Origin of the sequence: Pseudanabaena sp. 'Roaring Creek' (assembly GCF_001402795.1) — a bacterium.
GTDB lineage: Bacteria > Cyanobacteriota > Cyanobacteriia > Pseudanabaenales > Pseudanabaenaceae > Pseudanabaena.
In genome coordinates this window covers 1-13,476 of sequence record NZ_LIRE01000245.1, presented here as the reverse complement: position 1 = coordinate 13,476, position 13,476 = coordinate 1, and the positions used below count along the sequence as shown (strand labels likewise).

Annotated in this window: 23 protein-coding genes; 16 read left to right on the top strand and 7 right to left on the bottom strand. The window is 44.2% G+C overall.

Annotation, left to right across the window (positions count from 1 at the left end):
• The 7 genes from AC805_RS26165 to AC805_RS25510 all read left to right on the top strand — a co-directional run.
• Window positions 1–1,252, top strand: a 1,252-nt coding sequence (locus AC805_RS26165; RefSeq protein ID WP_331459053.1) for a hypothetical protein, incomplete at its 5' end; no start/stop codon positions are given.
• Window positions 1,215–2,165 (top strand): hypothetical protein, encoded by a 951-nt coding sequence (locus AC805_RS08535; protein WP_055075032.1) that lies wholly within the window; start codon window positions 1,215–1,217, stop codon window positions 2,163–2,165. The genes AC805_RS26165 and AC805_RS08535, both read left to right, overlap by 38 nt.
• A 92-nt stretch (window positions 2,166–2,257) precedes the next feature.
• Window positions 2,258–2,806, top strand: a complete 549-nt coding sequence (locus AC805_RS08530; RefSeq protein WP_055075031.1) for a hypothetical protein — start codon at window positions 2,258–2,260, stop codon at window positions 2,804–2,806.
• Window positions 2,807–2,813: 7 nt separating this feature from the next.
• On the top strand, window positions 2,814–3,032 hold the full coding sequence (locus AC805_RS08525) for a hypothetical protein (protein ID WP_055075030.1): 219 nt from the start codon (window positions 2,814–2,816) through the stop codon (window positions 3,030–3,032).
• The gene (locus AC805_RS08520; RefSeq protein WP_055075029.1) at window positions 3,010–3,387 is read left to right on the top strand and encodes a hypothetical protein; all 378 of its coding nucleotides are present in this window, start codon (window positions 3,010–3,012) and stop codon (window positions 3,385–3,387) included. The genes AC805_RS08525 and AC805_RS08520 overlap by 23 nt, the downstream gene beginning before the upstream one ends.
• Window positions 3,388–3,396: 9 nt before the next feature.
• Entirely contained in the window at window positions 3,397–3,759 is a 363-nt protein-coding gene (locus tag AC805_RS08515) for a hypothetical protein (protein WP_055075028.1), read from the top strand.
• A 34-nt stretch (window positions 3,760–3,793) separates the two neighbouring features.
• Window positions 3,794–3,955: a hypothetical protein gene (locus AC805_RS25510; protein WP_156341356.1), complete on the top strand. Its 162-nt coding sequence runs from the start codon at window positions 3,794–3,796 to the stop codon at window positions 3,953–3,955.
• A gap of 286 nt (window positions 3,956–4,241) precedes the next feature.
• On the opposite strand, the gene AC805_RS08510 is transcribed toward AC805_RS25510, so the two are convergent.
• The 6 genes from AC805_RS08510 to AC805_RS08485 all read right to left on the bottom strand — a co-directional run bounded on the left by AC805_RS08510 (window position 4,242) and on the right by AC805_RS08485 (window position 7,914).
• Entirely contained in the window at window positions 4,242–4,877 is a 636-nt protein-coding gene (locus AC805_RS08510; RefSeq protein WP_055075027.1) for a CAP domain-containing protein, read from the bottom strand.
• 2 nt (window positions 4,878–4,879) lie between these two features.
• Window positions 4,880–5,989 carry a hypothetical protein gene (locus AC805_RS08505; protein WP_055075026.1) on the bottom strand — a complete coding sequence of 370 codons (1,110 nt, stop codon included), beginning with the start codon at window positions 5,987–5,989 and terminating at the stop codon, window positions 4,880–4,882.
• A 343-nt stretch (window positions 5,990–6,332) separates the two neighbouring features.
• On the bottom strand, window positions 6,333–6,548 hold the full coding sequence (locus AC805_RS08500; RefSeq protein ID WP_055075025.1) for a hypothetical protein: 216 nt from the start codon (window positions 6,546–6,548) through the stop codon (window positions 6,333–6,335).
• Window positions 6,549–6,553: 5 nt separating this feature from the next.
• On the bottom strand, window positions 6,554–7,093 hold the full coding sequence (locus AC805_RS08495; protein WP_055075024.1) for a hypothetical protein: 540 nt from the start codon (window positions 7,091–7,093) through the stop codon (window positions 6,554–6,556).
• On the bottom strand, window positions 7,090–7,308 hold the full coding sequence (locus tag AC805_RS08490; protein WP_055075023.1) for a hypothetical protein: 219 nt from the start codon (window positions 7,306–7,308) through the stop codon (window positions 7,090–7,092). Before AC805_RS08490 ends, AC805_RS08495 begins: the two co-directional genes overlap by 4 nt.
• A gap of 273 nt (window positions 7,309–7,581) precedes the next feature.
• Entirely contained in the window at window positions 7,582–7,914 is a 333-nt protein-coding gene (locus AC805_RS08485) for a hypothetical protein (RefSeq protein WP_197278674.1), read from the bottom strand.
• A gap of 247 nt (window positions 7,915–8,161) precedes the next feature.
• On the opposite strand from AC805_RS08485, the gene AC805_RS08480 reads away from it, so the two are divergent.
• The 7 genes from AC805_RS08480 (at window position 8,162) to AC805_RS08450 (ending at window position 11,591) form a co-directional block, all read left to right on the top strand.
• Window positions 8,162–8,419: a helix-turn-helix transcriptional regulator gene (locus AC805_RS08480; RefSeq protein WP_055075022.1), complete on the top strand. Its 258-nt coding sequence runs from the start codon at window positions 8,162–8,164 to the stop codon at window positions 8,417–8,419.
• Window positions 8,420–8,428: 9 nt separating this feature from the next.
• Window positions 8,429–8,680 carry a helix-turn-helix transcriptional regulator gene (locus AC805_RS08475; RefSeq protein WP_055075021.1) on the top strand — a complete coding sequence of 84 codons (252 nt, stop codon included), beginning with the start codon at window positions 8,429–8,431 and terminating at the stop codon, window positions 8,678–8,680.
• A 3-nt stretch (window positions 8,681–8,683) separates the two neighbouring features.
• Window positions 8,684–8,962 carry a helix-turn-helix transcriptional regulator gene (locus AC805_RS08470; protein ID WP_055075020.1) on the top strand — a complete coding sequence of 93 codons (279 nt, stop codon included), beginning with the start codon at window positions 8,684–8,686 and terminating at the stop codon, window positions 8,960–8,962.
• Entirely contained in the window at window positions 8,949–9,206 is a 258-nt protein-coding gene (locus AC805_RS08465) for a helix-turn-helix transcriptional regulator (protein WP_055075019.1), read from the top strand. The genes AC805_RS08470 and AC805_RS08465 overlap by 14 nt, the downstream gene beginning before the upstream one ends.
• 74 nt (window positions 9,207–9,280) lie before the next feature.
• A complete protein-coding gene (locus tag AC805_RS08460; protein ID WP_055075018.1) occupies window positions 9,281–10,228 on the top strand; it encodes a hypothetical protein in 948 nt (315 codons plus the stop codon).
• Window positions 10,225–10,410: a hypothetical protein gene (locus tag AC805_RS08455; protein WP_055075017.1), complete on the top strand. Its 186-nt coding sequence runs from the start codon at window positions 10,225–10,227 to the stop codon at window positions 10,408–10,410. Before AC805_RS08460 ends, AC805_RS08455 begins: the two co-directional genes overlap by 4 nt.
• A complete protein-coding gene (locus AC805_RS08450; RefSeq protein WP_055075016.1) occupies window positions 10,407–11,591 on the top strand; it encodes a hypothetical protein in 1,185 nt (394 codons plus the stop codon). Before AC805_RS08455 ends, AC805_RS08450 begins: the two co-directional genes overlap by 4 nt.
• On the opposite strand, the gene AC805_RS08445 is transcribed toward AC805_RS08450, so the two are convergent.
• A complete protein-coding gene (locus AC805_RS08445; protein WP_055075015.1) occupies window positions 11,568–12,164 on the bottom strand; it encodes a site-specific integrase in 597 nt (198 codons plus the stop codon). The two genes, AC805_RS08450 and AC805_RS08445, sit on opposite strands and share 24 nt — an antisense overlap.
• 212 nt (window positions 12,165–12,376) lie before the next feature.
• Between AC805_RS08445 and AC805_RS08440 the strand changes: the two genes are divergently transcribed.
• Both AC805_RS08440 and AC805_RS08435 read left to right on the top strand, forming a co-directional pair.
• A complete protein-coding gene (locus tag AC805_RS08440) occupies window positions 12,377–12,685 on the top strand; it encodes a hypothetical protein (protein WP_156341355.1) in 309 nt (102 codons plus the stop codon).
• A 27-nt stretch (window positions 12,686–12,712) separates the two neighbouring features.
• On the top strand, window positions 12,713–13,476 hold a 764-nt coding region (locus AC805_RS08435), incomplete at its 3' end, for a hypothetical protein (RefSeq protein WP_156341354.1).

The following is a 13,476-nucleotide window of genomic DNA, read 5'->3' as shown; positions in this document are numbered from 1 at the left end:
GGGTGGGGGTAGCCCTAGCCTTAGTGGGGGACGGAATTACACTCCTAGCGATTTGCTGCCACCAGCGAACCCCCAATCGCCGCCTTTGACTTCGCCGCCACAGTCGCCCGTACAGACCCCGCCAAGTACACCACCACTCCAAAAGCCTACGCCACCATTAGAAAAGCCTAAAGCTCCATTAGATCCGTTGAAGCCTTATGAGCCTAACCCAAACGACCTAACAGGTCAGTTAGCCTCTATTGGTTCGATTCTTGGTGTAATGAACAACAATGTTACAGACATTAAAAACAACACTACGCCAGAGAATCAGCAAGCCAATGCAAAAACAGGTGCTTGTAATGCTCTGAATTCTCCGAGCTGCACTAAGCAAATGGAAGACAATATCAAGAATCCATTAAATCAAAATATTGATGCTGCAAGAAATACGCTAGCAGCTAATCAGTTTGGTCAAGATTTGGCTTTCAAGGGACTATTTGATAACTTTACCAAGCTGTTCTCTTTCTTGGATAACCAGTATGTCGATCGCGCTTTAGGCGTAGTTAATGCGGGTTTAAATCTTCATAATGCACTAATGCTTAGCAATGCCCTAGGGAAAACCGCAGCAGGAATTATCGATAATGTTATAAACCTAAACCCATCATGGAGGTTTGTAGATAGCAAAGGTCAACAAACCACAGCATCTAGAGCATTTGGACAAAATATCGAAGCATTTTTTATTAACATCATCGGGCTTGAAAACTATACAAATCTTCAAGACTTTCTCGCAGTTGAGAACAGGATTATACGCTCAAGCACTAATCTTTTAAATAGAACTGAAAGTCTATTTGCGAAGTCCGCGAAAGTAGGTCAAAGGCTTGGTGGAAGTCTAGGTGATCTATGCAATGCGATGCTTGTTAATGGCGTGATTTCGCCGTCAAGCTACCCCAAGAAAGCCGCTTCAAAAGCCGCTAATGATGCACTAGACAGCGATACCGCTAGCGATATTTCTAGCGCCGCGAGTGGTGTAAGTTCCACTCTCAAAAATTTGAAAACGATTACGGGTGAAGTCCTCACAGTTACCCGTAATGCTCAAAAAATATCTACTGAATTTACCAAGCTAACCGCTCTATTTAATGCAGATAGCAAGGTTCGGAAAGATTTGAGAATTCAAATAGCCACCAAGGCTAAAAAGCGCTCTATATATACCATTGTTGATATCAAACAAATAAAAATCAATGCCGATAAACGACCCAACTCCAAGCCCCTCAGATGATGTAACCCTGATTCCACCTGATGAATCAGTCGATCTGCCTAATCCTACAGATGATATTGACGCTGATGATACGGCTGTAATTAATGCGCAGGCTGCTATTGAAAAAGACACGATCGACTGGTCGGAAGGGTTTCGTAAGTTCCAGAATTATGAAGTTGCTGCTTATTTTGAGAAGGTTAGTGATGATAGCTTACCAATGCAATCTCAAAAGGATTACTGGATGAAGCTGTGTATCATCACTGAAGATGATGGGCTGCTTAAAGCGATTGGTAAATATCAGCTTTTCGATAGGGTTAGAGGTGCGGACTTTAGCAAGCTCAATGAGGTGTACTTGCTGCCACCTTCAGAAGCTGCGAATATCGATCTAAGAGGGACTCCCAAATTGAAGCTCTATTTTGTCGAAACTAACTACCTAACAGATTCCAATAGAGATATTGCTGATGGGCAAATCGCTGGAATAAGGTTAGTAGAATTCAGTGCAGAAACAATCAAAAAGACTGACGCTATTGCTCTCGGAGAAAAGGTTAGAGATGCTTTTAAGGGTTTTATATGGCAGAAAGGGAAAAGCAATTTATCTTACTCAGACCCCAAAAAAGGGTACAACCTCCAAATCCTCTGTGATACTAAAGAAGGTGGAATAGAAGTACTAACCAAGGTTTTATCTTTACGAGAGCATGAGGTAGAGAATAAGAGGATTAATTTTTCTGGTAATGATTCACCAGAAGAGGCTTACCCAGAAACTCTGGAAGAAATTAAACGGCTTGAGAAAACTGTAAAAAAGAGGGTTAAACGCCCTATTTGTACGGTGAAGCTTAGAGCCGCTTTCTTGTATGTCGATGGGCTTATTAAGCCAGAGGTTCTTTATGATAATTCGGGGTATTATCCATCGCCTTATGTCACCGATGAAGTCTGACAAAAAATGACCGAACCCTATAAGGTTCGCTGGCAAAATCACGATTTTTTGCATGGTAGAAATATTTTGTCGAGTTTTTTATTTAAAAATTTATGGGCAGAATCAGATCGGTCGCTATCCTGACCAAAGAACTGGAATACGCTACAAACCGCCAGACCTATTACAGCACTCCGCGCCCTGGCAAAACAACTGTAGACAAAAATCCAAAAGATATCTACATCTATACCTGTGCTAGCTATAAAGTCGGCAATGCTAATGCCGTACTCAAAATCCAAGCATCTGTGAGCGGGGTTGAGAAGTTTGGCATGGCGGATCTAAATCTCAAGGATTCAAAAGACGCATCTGCTGCTACAGCTGCCAGACCTCCACGCGGATTTAGACCTGCAAAGGTTCGCGGTATTATTGGCGCGGACACTCCAACCGCAAGCGAATCTAAGGTATCTAAGCGCCGTGTTATCAAGTACAACGCGGATAGTTCTGGTGACGCTCGGTCTACCTACACCGCTCCAATTAGCGGCGAGTCTGATGCAGCGCAGCGCACTAGCTTCAACGCGATCGTAGAAGCGAAAGCAGCTGAGTTTAAAACAGATGGCTATGGTCGTCTCTATTTCATTCCCGAATATTTGCCTACCTCTGGTTAAAGAATCTATGGAATCTCCTATCGTTTTGCCTTTAGAGTTGTTCCCTGAAATGTCGCTGTCGGATATTCAGTCGGAATTGGCGGCTATGCACTCTCGCAGTCTAGCCCTTGACAAGGCAATGCGAGGGGAGATTCCTATAGATGATTATCTAGACTTGATTGAATTCCAAGGATATGACATGGATTATCTTGTAGAGCAGTGTTGTGAGCTACCCGAATTTTGCTGATGGTTCTAAATGGCATCTAGTTTTTGACAACCTCATACAGGCTGTCTATACCAGTCGGAATCCTGATGCTTATATCCCTATACCGCCAATATCTTTAAGCTTTTCTTTGGCTTATCGGTATCTACGAATCGCAGCGAATAACCAGAATGCTAGAGCTTCGTGGAAGTGGGGTGGGAATGCGGATCTATTGGTGGATGATGTCTCTCAGGTGGAGGTGATACGCCGATCGCTTCGGTGCAATCAGGCGATCATCATTCCAGTACCCGATTATCTGGAGAGGTACAGAATAAAAGTATCTGTGCCCTATTGGTTCGATGAGGTGTCCTTGCAAATTGATGGATACATAGATACATAGGAGGCTGATATGGAACCCGCATCGTTGGCCATCATTGGCGGGGTTGGGTGGATAGGAGTTCTCGCGAGAAATTATTACACCGAAATGGCGACGATCGCCATTGAAAGATCTAAGCGCGAACAGCAAAACGAGCAGGAACGTATTAAGCGAGAGCGTGAGCAATTTGATATTGTTTTCCAGAATTTATTGACCCGCGTCAACGAGGAGCGGGATGTTATCCAAGCATTGATTATGGAGCTAAAGCAAGTCATCTATAAAAGCGCTGAGGTCGATAAGGAGGTTTTGATTGAGCTTAATCAAATTCGCCGCGAACGCGCCGCATATTTGCCCACTAATCAATGGGATGGCAGTGAGAGGCGATCTGCCCTATAGTTGATAGTTGTACGATATCTAAAAGGTGATTTTCATGGTTGCAAAACAGGTGTCTCAGATAGTTTTAGGAATTTTCCCAGTAGCTTACTCTGTCTTGTTCGGTCATGAGAACGACTTGAATAAGGTTGCCGATCTATTTCAAGGTATTGCCGATCAGCTTAGAGCTGTGGCTTCAGAGCCTCAACCTTTGTCTTAAGTAGCTAGGTCATAAACAGCAAAGGCGATCGCTAATAGCGATCGCCTTTATAATTTCTGGATGGAAAACCTTAGAGAGATGCCTTATCTAACCATTCCTCAATTGCACACCGCAATCTATGCTTTGTGTGACCTTTATTATAGGAATTCAGACAACAACTCCTACTGCTTGGAAGTAGCTACGATTTTAGCTTTCACCGATAACTTAAGGGAGTATCTTGAGTATTGCAAAGAATTATTTGAGCAAAGGCGATCGCTAATTTAGCGATCGCCTTTATTGTTGGTGCCTAACGCGCTATCTCGCCAGATTGCGGCGGTGCTTTTTCCCAATACTCTTGACCCTCTTTGGCTGTGTGGCAGCCTTTGCCAAAAGCTTCGGAATTTAAACCCAGGAATACGCATTTATTTAAATCACAGGCAACGGCTCCAGCTACATGCATGTCATACAAAAGATTAAATCTATGCCCCCTACTATTCATCCACCCCTTAATTGAGTCGCTCATAGTTTGCACTGATAGTGCCATCCCCGGTCCTGTGCTTACATAGGTATTGATGTTTTCGGCTAAATAATCTTTGTCACTAAACCCGTAATCTATTTTCATTGTGTCAGCACAAGTCTTAGTTTTAGGATTCATGTGATCGTAGTAGCCATACTGATTCATGTCTTTTGCCCTTGCGAGAGCAAGATTGTAGGCTTTCGTACTGTAGTTGATTGGAGGTTTTCCATAGGCTTTTCTAAGATCGTTAATCTCTTGAATGGCTTTTTTCGATTCATCTTCAGAACTAAATATCACTACTCCTGAAGCTTCAGGCATATAGTTTAAAGACTTCTTCCGATCTGATTCTTGGCTGTTTAGTACTGCCGCTGCAATTAATGACCCCACAAGAATTACTAAACCTATATTCTCTTTACGGAATCCCATAATTAAATGCCTCCATTAATTAAAACTAATCTACTCGTGGCGATTGGTGGCGTTATCCGATCTGGCTTTGCCATGATGCGATCAAAGGCTTGCTTGTGGTGGCGATCGCTTATCCACTTGTGGTAAGTCTGGGAATGCACGATCATGCTATGTCCCATTTGCTGAGCCGCTAACTCCAAAGGTAATCCAAACTCCATAGACCTGATCGCCCAAGCATGGCGCAAATCATAGGGCGTAAATGGTATTTGATATCTCTGGAATTGCTTACAGGCTTGCTTACCAGTATCTTTTGATTTAGGTAATTGAACACTCTTCAAATTAAATTCCTCAACCCATTCTGGGTAGATCGGATAGATGCTCCGCTCTTGGAATTTATGCTTTGGGTCACTACTTGTTGATATTGATTTTTTGCGAACCATTAAAACTGGCATTTTCTCAAATTCCAAAAGAGGTAGTTCTTCAGGTCTAATGCCATAGGTCGCCATAATGCCAAACGACCAGCCCCAAAAAGTGTCCTTAATTTTAAAAAACCAATCTTGAATCGTGGCATCGGTGGGAATGTCACGGGGTTGGACTGTTGTTGGGGAATAGCTACCTTTATAAGGCTTTAAGTCTATTTGGATTCCTGTAAATTTAAAAAAAGCGGTAATCGCCATGCAAGCCCTGCTTCTCTTTCTGGTATTTGGGGCGATCTCCTTTACCGATGCGATCCCGTCATCAGGGTTTAAATTTTCCAGAATTTTTAAAAAATCAAAATAGTCTTTCTGCCAAGTCGTCTCGCTGATTCCCTGAGAAAATTTATGGCTTTTAAATTTTTCAAGCCATTGGTTAAGGTCTAAACTGACCTCATCCTGCTTTAAGTAAGGCTGCCAATCAAATAAACCTTGATCGAGCAATGCCGTTATTTTCCTAGCTTCGGACTCTGCAAAAGATATGCCCGCATGAGTCGAATTGACCCCTAAAAATATCCTTTGCCTGTGCCAATCTTGTCGCGCCGCCGTCGGCTTTGGTGGCAAGGTTGCTCTAAGGAGTAAGCGATCGCCTCTTTGCTCAATGGAGCATCTAGACTTGTCGGCTCGTAGCCTAGAGTTAGCCTGTGCTAATCTATCCATATATTCTGTTTCAAGCTAAAAGATTTAAACCGCCTCAATGGGGCGGTTTTTTGCATTATAGCAGTGACCTAAAAGGTGACCATTGTTTGACAAAAAAAGAGGTGTTTTATGTAATTTCTAAGCTTTTTCTTACATAACTAAAACGGCGGCAATTTCAGGGTTTAGCTTGAAATTGCCGCCGTTTTAGTGACGGGACTGATCGGGATCGAACCGATGACCTAGCGCTTAGGAGGCGGTAAATCTGATTTTGTTAAAGCTTTCTATACGCTACTTTTAAAAAGCATAAAAAAACATGGTGACCGAAATAGTGACCATGTTTAAGAATTGAATTAATCAAATTTAGTTAATTTTTGGTATTCCGTTTTTCGGGTGGCGTATCCCAGTAAGCCTGAATTGCTTCGATATTCCAGAAAAGCTTCGCTGTCCTACTACCTTTTTTACGCCGATCTTGGTAGTGGACACCGTGCTTAAATTCTTTGAGATATTTCCTTAGACTTTCGCGGGAAATACCTAGAATTTGCAATGCTTCACCTGTTGAAAGGTACTTTTTTTCAGGCATAGGCTTTAGTTGGTGAATCCGCTTGCACATCTGTCTTCTAGGTCATCGTCTTCGTTTGCGATCTGTTCGCACACACCCCAATCGGGACAGTCATCGGGATAGTAATAAAATTCGCCTTCTTTCGAGCATGGCTTACCGTTAATAGGGCATAAAGCACCGTGATGTGGGGGAGAAAAATCACCCTTTGGTATGTCAAGGATGATTTTGACTTCGCCCTTCATTTCGCGCTCGACATCTTGGGCTATGCGCTGCCACTTTTCGCCTAGGGTTTGCTCAAATTCATCCTCGGTCATGAGGTTGGGCTTTTGCCATGCGTCCTCGATCTCTTTGACAACTGAGGGCATCTGCTCACGGTAGCGATCGCAAAAGCCATTTACAAATTGTTTGCAAAAAGTTTGGGTTGTTTCGGGGAGGTCTAGGCAGATGACTGCGGCTTGAACGACAGCGGCTAACATATAGCCCCCGTCGGGCGGCATGGCAAATTGCATCGTGTCGATCGCTGCAAGTTCTTTTGCCTGCTGTTGAAAAATTTCTGGGGTGATCATGCTGAGGTATCCTCATCAGTGAGGGTAGGTCGGACTACGGAGAGGCTAGGAGCGTTTTGAAAGACGGTGTTGCACTGGTTTAGCAGTGCGGTTGCGAGGGATATTTTTTGAGCCAATGGCAAGCGTTCCAGATAGGCTTCGACCTCTAGTGGCATTGGGTGAGTTCTGGAGGAGTAATACTTTCCGATGGGGTGGGCGATTGGTTGTTGTTTCATTTTTTTGCTTTGAATTGGTTAGGCGTTTTATTGAAATAACTCGGTCTGCGGGCTTGTCTTTTTGGCGATGTGTAGATCGACTAGGCGCTCTGCGAAGCGGCATCGATCGAGGATGCCTGTGTCACGGGTGCGAAAGTACTCTTTTTGGAGCTTCCTCATTTCCGCGACGGTTTCCAGAAATTGCTCGTTGGTCATAGTTTTTTGGGGTAATAAAAAAACGCCTCAAATAGATGAGGCGTTGTCTCTTGGTTGATGGTTAATTTTGGGTAATGGTTACTCTTGATCGGTTTGCTGTTGGTTTAGCAGGATGTCGAGTATCCTTCGGTTTTCGACTTGCAAGCCGCGTATTTCGGCTTGCATTTCGGCTGTCCTAGCAAGGATTGCTTGACGCTCTTCGCGGTCTTCGGCGGCTAGTTGGCATAGAGATTGAATAACTCTAGCGTTGGAGTCTGCGATCGCTCTGGTTTCGCGGATGTCTGCGGACAGGGTTACTGTCTGACCAGTTAGCCTTTCGATGGCTTCGATGTTTGCTGTGACAATTTGACTTGTTTCCGCAAACCAGCGATCGTGATCGGCAAATTTGCTGTCGATCTGTTCTGGGGTCATAGGCACACCTCATCTATTTACTTGTCATGGTACAGCGAAAATTTAGATGTCAAGTCGCATGAAAATCAGGCTACTTACGGGGTAAGGAGTCTCTAGCTTGGGGAACGTGCGAAAATGAATTTAACTTTTTGTCAAGGACGGCGCTCAATCTTGCGGTTCGAGTGCTGTCTTTGTTTCTTGACTCAATGCTACATCAAAGTAGAAAACGATGTCAAGTGACGACTATTCATCTTTAGTGTAGGATTATATGGAAACTAAAATTTCACCATTAGCAATGCTTAGAAGACTCAGAGGCGATGTAACTCAGGATGAAATAGCTAATGCCCTTGGCGTGGACAGAAATACCGTTTCACGCTGGGAACTAGGCAAGGCAAAGCCTAAGCTTGAGGTATGGCAAGTTAAAAAACTATGTGAATTGCTGGACGTTACGCTTGATGATCTACCAGACAGCTTTGCTCCCCAGCCAGTTCATTTGTCTTTTGATAAACCTACAAGCAAGGGCTAAGAAGTGGAAATGAAAATTTCACCATTAGCAATGCTTAGGAAAATCAGAGGAGGCGTAACTCAAGCTCAATTAGCTGAAGCCTTAGGGGTTGAAAGAAATACCGTTGTTCGATGGGAGAACGGTAGATCTATACCTAAACTAGAGCCTTGTCAAACTAAAAAACTATGCAAACTATTAGGCATAAGTATTGATGAGTTACCTGATAGCTTTGCTCCTCAGTCAGTTTATATCTCTCTCGATCAACCAATGGTTAAGGACTAAAAAATGGATAAACCTTATTCAGCTTTAAGTATGCTTAGAAGATTTAAAGACTTGACACAAGAACAACTTGCTATACAGATAGGTGTGTCCCCTCGCACAATTAGCAGGTGGGAAACAGGCAAAGAACAACCAAAATTGTCCCCAGAACAATTTAAAAAACTGGGCAAGGTTTTGGGAGTTTCTTTAGAAGAAATGCCAGAGCATTTCTATCCACAACCACATGAAACACATCAGGAACTTCGATCATTAATAATTACGAGGGTAGTAAATGGCGAACACTAACGTATCTCCATTGAAGGTACTCATGGCGCAAACATCCGAATCACCTCTGGTTCGACTTATGGGTAAGCGAGGACTTACTCAAGCGCAAATTGCATCTGATTTTGGAGTAAGTCGTCAGACGGTTAGTAACTGGATAAACGGCAAAACTACTCCATGTCTTAGCCTTAAGGATTGGCATAAATTAGCTAATCTTCTTGGAACAACTATCGACAAGCTACCTATCAATTTCGCATCTGATGAATAATTAAGGCATAGGCAACGAGTAACTACAGACCCTAGTGGGAACGTGCGGAATGTAGTAAATCCAAACCTACAGACATGACAACAGCAGCACATTACCGATTAACGAGTGATGAGTTTTTAGCCATCAACTCAAAGCTTTCTGATGCCCAATTACGGGTTTATCTTTACTACAAAACACTCGACCCGTTTGGCGATCGCAAAGTCGAGGTATGCACCAAGGCGATCGCCGACATTTTGGACATAAAACAAAGAACTGTCCAACGAGCTTTAAATAAACTTTGCGATTTAGGTTTATTAATTTGGGAGAAAGCCAAGTCATTTGTGAGGCGATCCTCTGATCGTCTAGGCGATCCTCTGATCGTCCAAGCGATCGTAGGATCGCCCAAGCGATCAGAGGATCGCGAACGACAGCTGGAACTCAATCTAGAAGCGGATTCTGGAAGCTCTCAATCTTCTTCAGTCTTATTCAATCTAGATCATGATCTTGAGAATGAAAATTTTGACAGCATCGAGGACAATAACGAAATTTCTGTAGAAGAGGCGATCGCAGAAATTAGAAAAGCAATACCTAACTATGAGTCACTAGATGAAAATGACGATCTAGTAGATGAAGATTTGCTTTTAAACAACGAAGATGAGGAACCGCAAGAGGTTGAGCAAATTCTGGAACTAAAGCCAGATTTGCGATTAAGCACTTTTGGTGATTCACCCCAGGAACAAATTGATACTGATGCTAAGGCGATCGGGACTGATGAGGGCAAACCTTCCCGCGCTGCCGTCGAGCAGTTCATTATAAAAAGTTTGAACAAGTCTTTCCCCAGCGCGGCGCGACGCGCCGCCTATTTCTCCAAGTTTGACTCTAAGAGTTGGAAGAAATGGGAGGCCCAATACAAAGCCTCACTTATCCCACAAGCCCCGTATAAGCCCTATCTTCCAGAAAAAGTAGAGGTCGCTCCTCCTGATTCACCGATCGCTAAAATTGCGATCGCCCAAATCAAAGCCACGCTGGGTATCAAGTCATGAAAGATTTTCAGAATTTTTATCAACAGCATTACCCGCCTGAAATTAAGCCACTTTTTGAAGCATACCTAGTTTCGATGGATTGTCATGGACTGATGCCAGAAATTCAAAAGCTCGGTATCGCCGCCGCGTTTCTAGCTGGTTATCAGGCAGGTATTCAAGCAAAATCGGGAATCAAGTCATGAATCAACCAAAATTTGAGATAGGCGATCGCGTTACCTACGCATCGCCCGAATTGCCATACCAAAAACAGCGCGGCATCGGTCAGGTGGTCTGGGAAATGGCAACCCATTACTACATTAAGTGGGAAAACTTTCCAGAAATGGATTGCCCACACCTCAAAGAGTTTGAGGATTCATCCAGTCTGCTCGTTAAAGTTTCTAGCTCGAGTGAACCTAAAACACCACAACCCAGTAAAACCGATAGTCTTCCAGAAATTTCTAAACAAAATTTTGCTGTTGGCGATCGCGTCTATCAAGCCAACCCAGATCATGCAGGCACTATTACAAAAATTAGTAGAGGCAAGGCAAGCGTTAGAACCGACCTTGGGCTTGATGTAACAATAGCGCTTGATAAACTCAACCACTGCGATCCTTCGTACCAACCGACAAAGCGATCGTCTGACGAAGAGATCGAGCGGAAGCAAGAAGAGGCGATCGCCAAGGCTAGGGAGGATTATTTGAAATCACTTCCAGAAAGCACGCAACCAAAAGCCAAGAAGAAGCGGGCAAAGCCTAAGCCATCTTTGCCCATGGGAATCAGGGTTGGGGACAACGTTCGTAATCTTGACAATGGGGTCGTGGGAACCGTGACCCATCTATGCGATCGCTGCATCAACATTCAAAACGCGAAGCAATGCGAAAGCCATAATTTAGAGATGGGCACTCCGCGACTAGAAATTCTGGAAAAGCCTTGTGAGGCGGTTGTTTTTGCCATTGGCGATCGTGTGACCTATGCCAGCGAGATAGATAGCTGTGGTAGGTATGGCATGGGAGCAACCGTATTAGAAAAAAGATTTGATAAAGCCAAGGGAATCACTTGGATGAAAATCAAATTCGATGACGGCTACATATGGAATCATGCCGTAGAAGGTTCGGGGACTTTTAAATTTCTGGAAAACCCTAATAAACTCGATAGTCTTCCAGAAATAACGCCCGATCTCCACGGCTATTTTGAACATTATCAGCCAGTAATAAAGGGAGCAAAATCCTACTGGTATAGGCGCTATGTTTATGTAGATATTTCTGGAAAACTCGTACACCATCACGTTCCTAACAAAATGGTTGAGTCTATAGAAACCCTGTGGCGATCGGGGGCAACTGCTAAGGAGATATGTTTAGCCCTAGGCAAAAATCTTAGACATTGACTCTTTGAGCTTCACAGGATTCTTGCCGATGTACTTCTGAAGCACAGAGATCGACTTATGCCCAGTGACCTGTTGCAGTTGGTGTATGTCCATTCCCGACTCATACAGCTTCGTGATGAACGATCGCCGCAAACTATGCCCAGAAATACCACGATGGGATAACCCCGCGCGGTCAACGGCGGCGCGTAACCACTTATCGGCAGCGCTCCAAGTGATCGCGCAGCCGTCCTTGATGCTGCTTGGAAAAAGCCAGATAGTATCTGGGTCGCGAGGCTTGTATAAAGTCAATGCCTCGCCAAAGCGCTCGAAAACCATCACCTGACGAGTAGAGCGATCGCCGTTGGGTGATGCCTTGCGAATATTCGCAGGAAAAGTTATTTCGTCAAGTGGTACGCAAGCTGGTCCATAGACATCGCTGATTTTTAATTTAGCGATCGCGCCAAAACGTTCCCCCGAATATCTGGCAATGACGAAAAATAATTTATGCTCGCGATTTTTGAGATGCTTAAAAATTCTGTCGAGCTCGGCATCATTCAAAATTTCCGCTTGACCGAATCGATTATTTTTCCCCATTACAACTTCTCGCTTTAATTTCAAAGAGATAGATAAGTGAGAAGATGCAAAAAGCACTCACTCCTATTTATACCCCGAAAAGCTTGTGATAGCTAAATCACAGAGCAATTTTAATATTCTCATTTCTATGTAGAAGTGAGATAGTAACCGCCAAATTGCAAATAATTTTGAGGGCAGATTTAATGCTGTTATCAATTCGACTTGAAAATCAAATGACAGCTTTCAACCCATCAACGGATCTGCCTACAGGCGATCGTGCTTGCACCACAATCGAGCAGCTAAACGCATGGACAGCGTTAATTTTATTGGCAAACAACCCTACAAAGAAATTTGTCCGCACCGCTGGATCCCCATCGGAGAATAGAGCGCAGTTTAATAGTGGCGTAGACGCGGATAATACGCAGCGCATGCAAACTCTATGCGTATTTGAAGAAGACTTATCTTTGCTTGGCTCTTCCCTGCCCGATTGGAAAAAAGTTAAAGAAATGGATTCGGCTCCAATCCCCGCCTCGCTGAAGTAGAAATTGCAGATTAGGAAGTGAAAAGGGATGGGAATAGGTTTTGAGTCGGGCATCAGCCAAAGCGTAGGCTCATCCGTGGGCGGATTGCAGGGGGGGGCGCGATTCCTCACGCCACCATCGGGGATTCCAATCCCACCAGAGCCACTCCCCCCAGTCCCCGCTGGTATCGCAGCTGGGGCTTTAAGTCTGCTAGCTCCCGTCGCGGCGTTTTTTGGCGCTTTCTTCCTGTTTCCGGGAGCCGCTGGAGATCCAAATGAGGCGAAAAATTTAAGGCAGCCTGTATACAATCCGAATACTGGGAATAAGTCCATAGGGGTGTCGTATACCGTAGGACTGTACGTTCAGGATTTTGTGAACGGGTGTGATGACGGATTATACGAATTATTTTACGATTACGGACTTGCGTACGATTCTCTCCCTTCGGTATCTTTTGAACTGGTAAGCTCTTATCCATCCTGTGGGGGTACGTCTGGCAGTATCAGAAAATTCATCGCGAATGGCGAGGATACTGGCTTTAGACCGCAAGGGATCGAGATGAGCCTTATTCCAATAGGTTTCAAAAAAGGAGGCGATCGCCCATCGGTTTTCTATGGTTGGAGAAAAATAGGGAGTGGCGGAGCCACTCCTCCTACACCTATTGCTCCGCCGATTGAGACCGTGCCAAGCGGATATACAGGGACGGGAGGCGTAACACCAGAAGAGAAGGCTAAAAAAATATTGCCAGCTAAGATAGCCTCTACCCTTGGAACATCGGGGGTGAAGTCTTTTGGGGCTGTGGGTGGGGGTAGCCC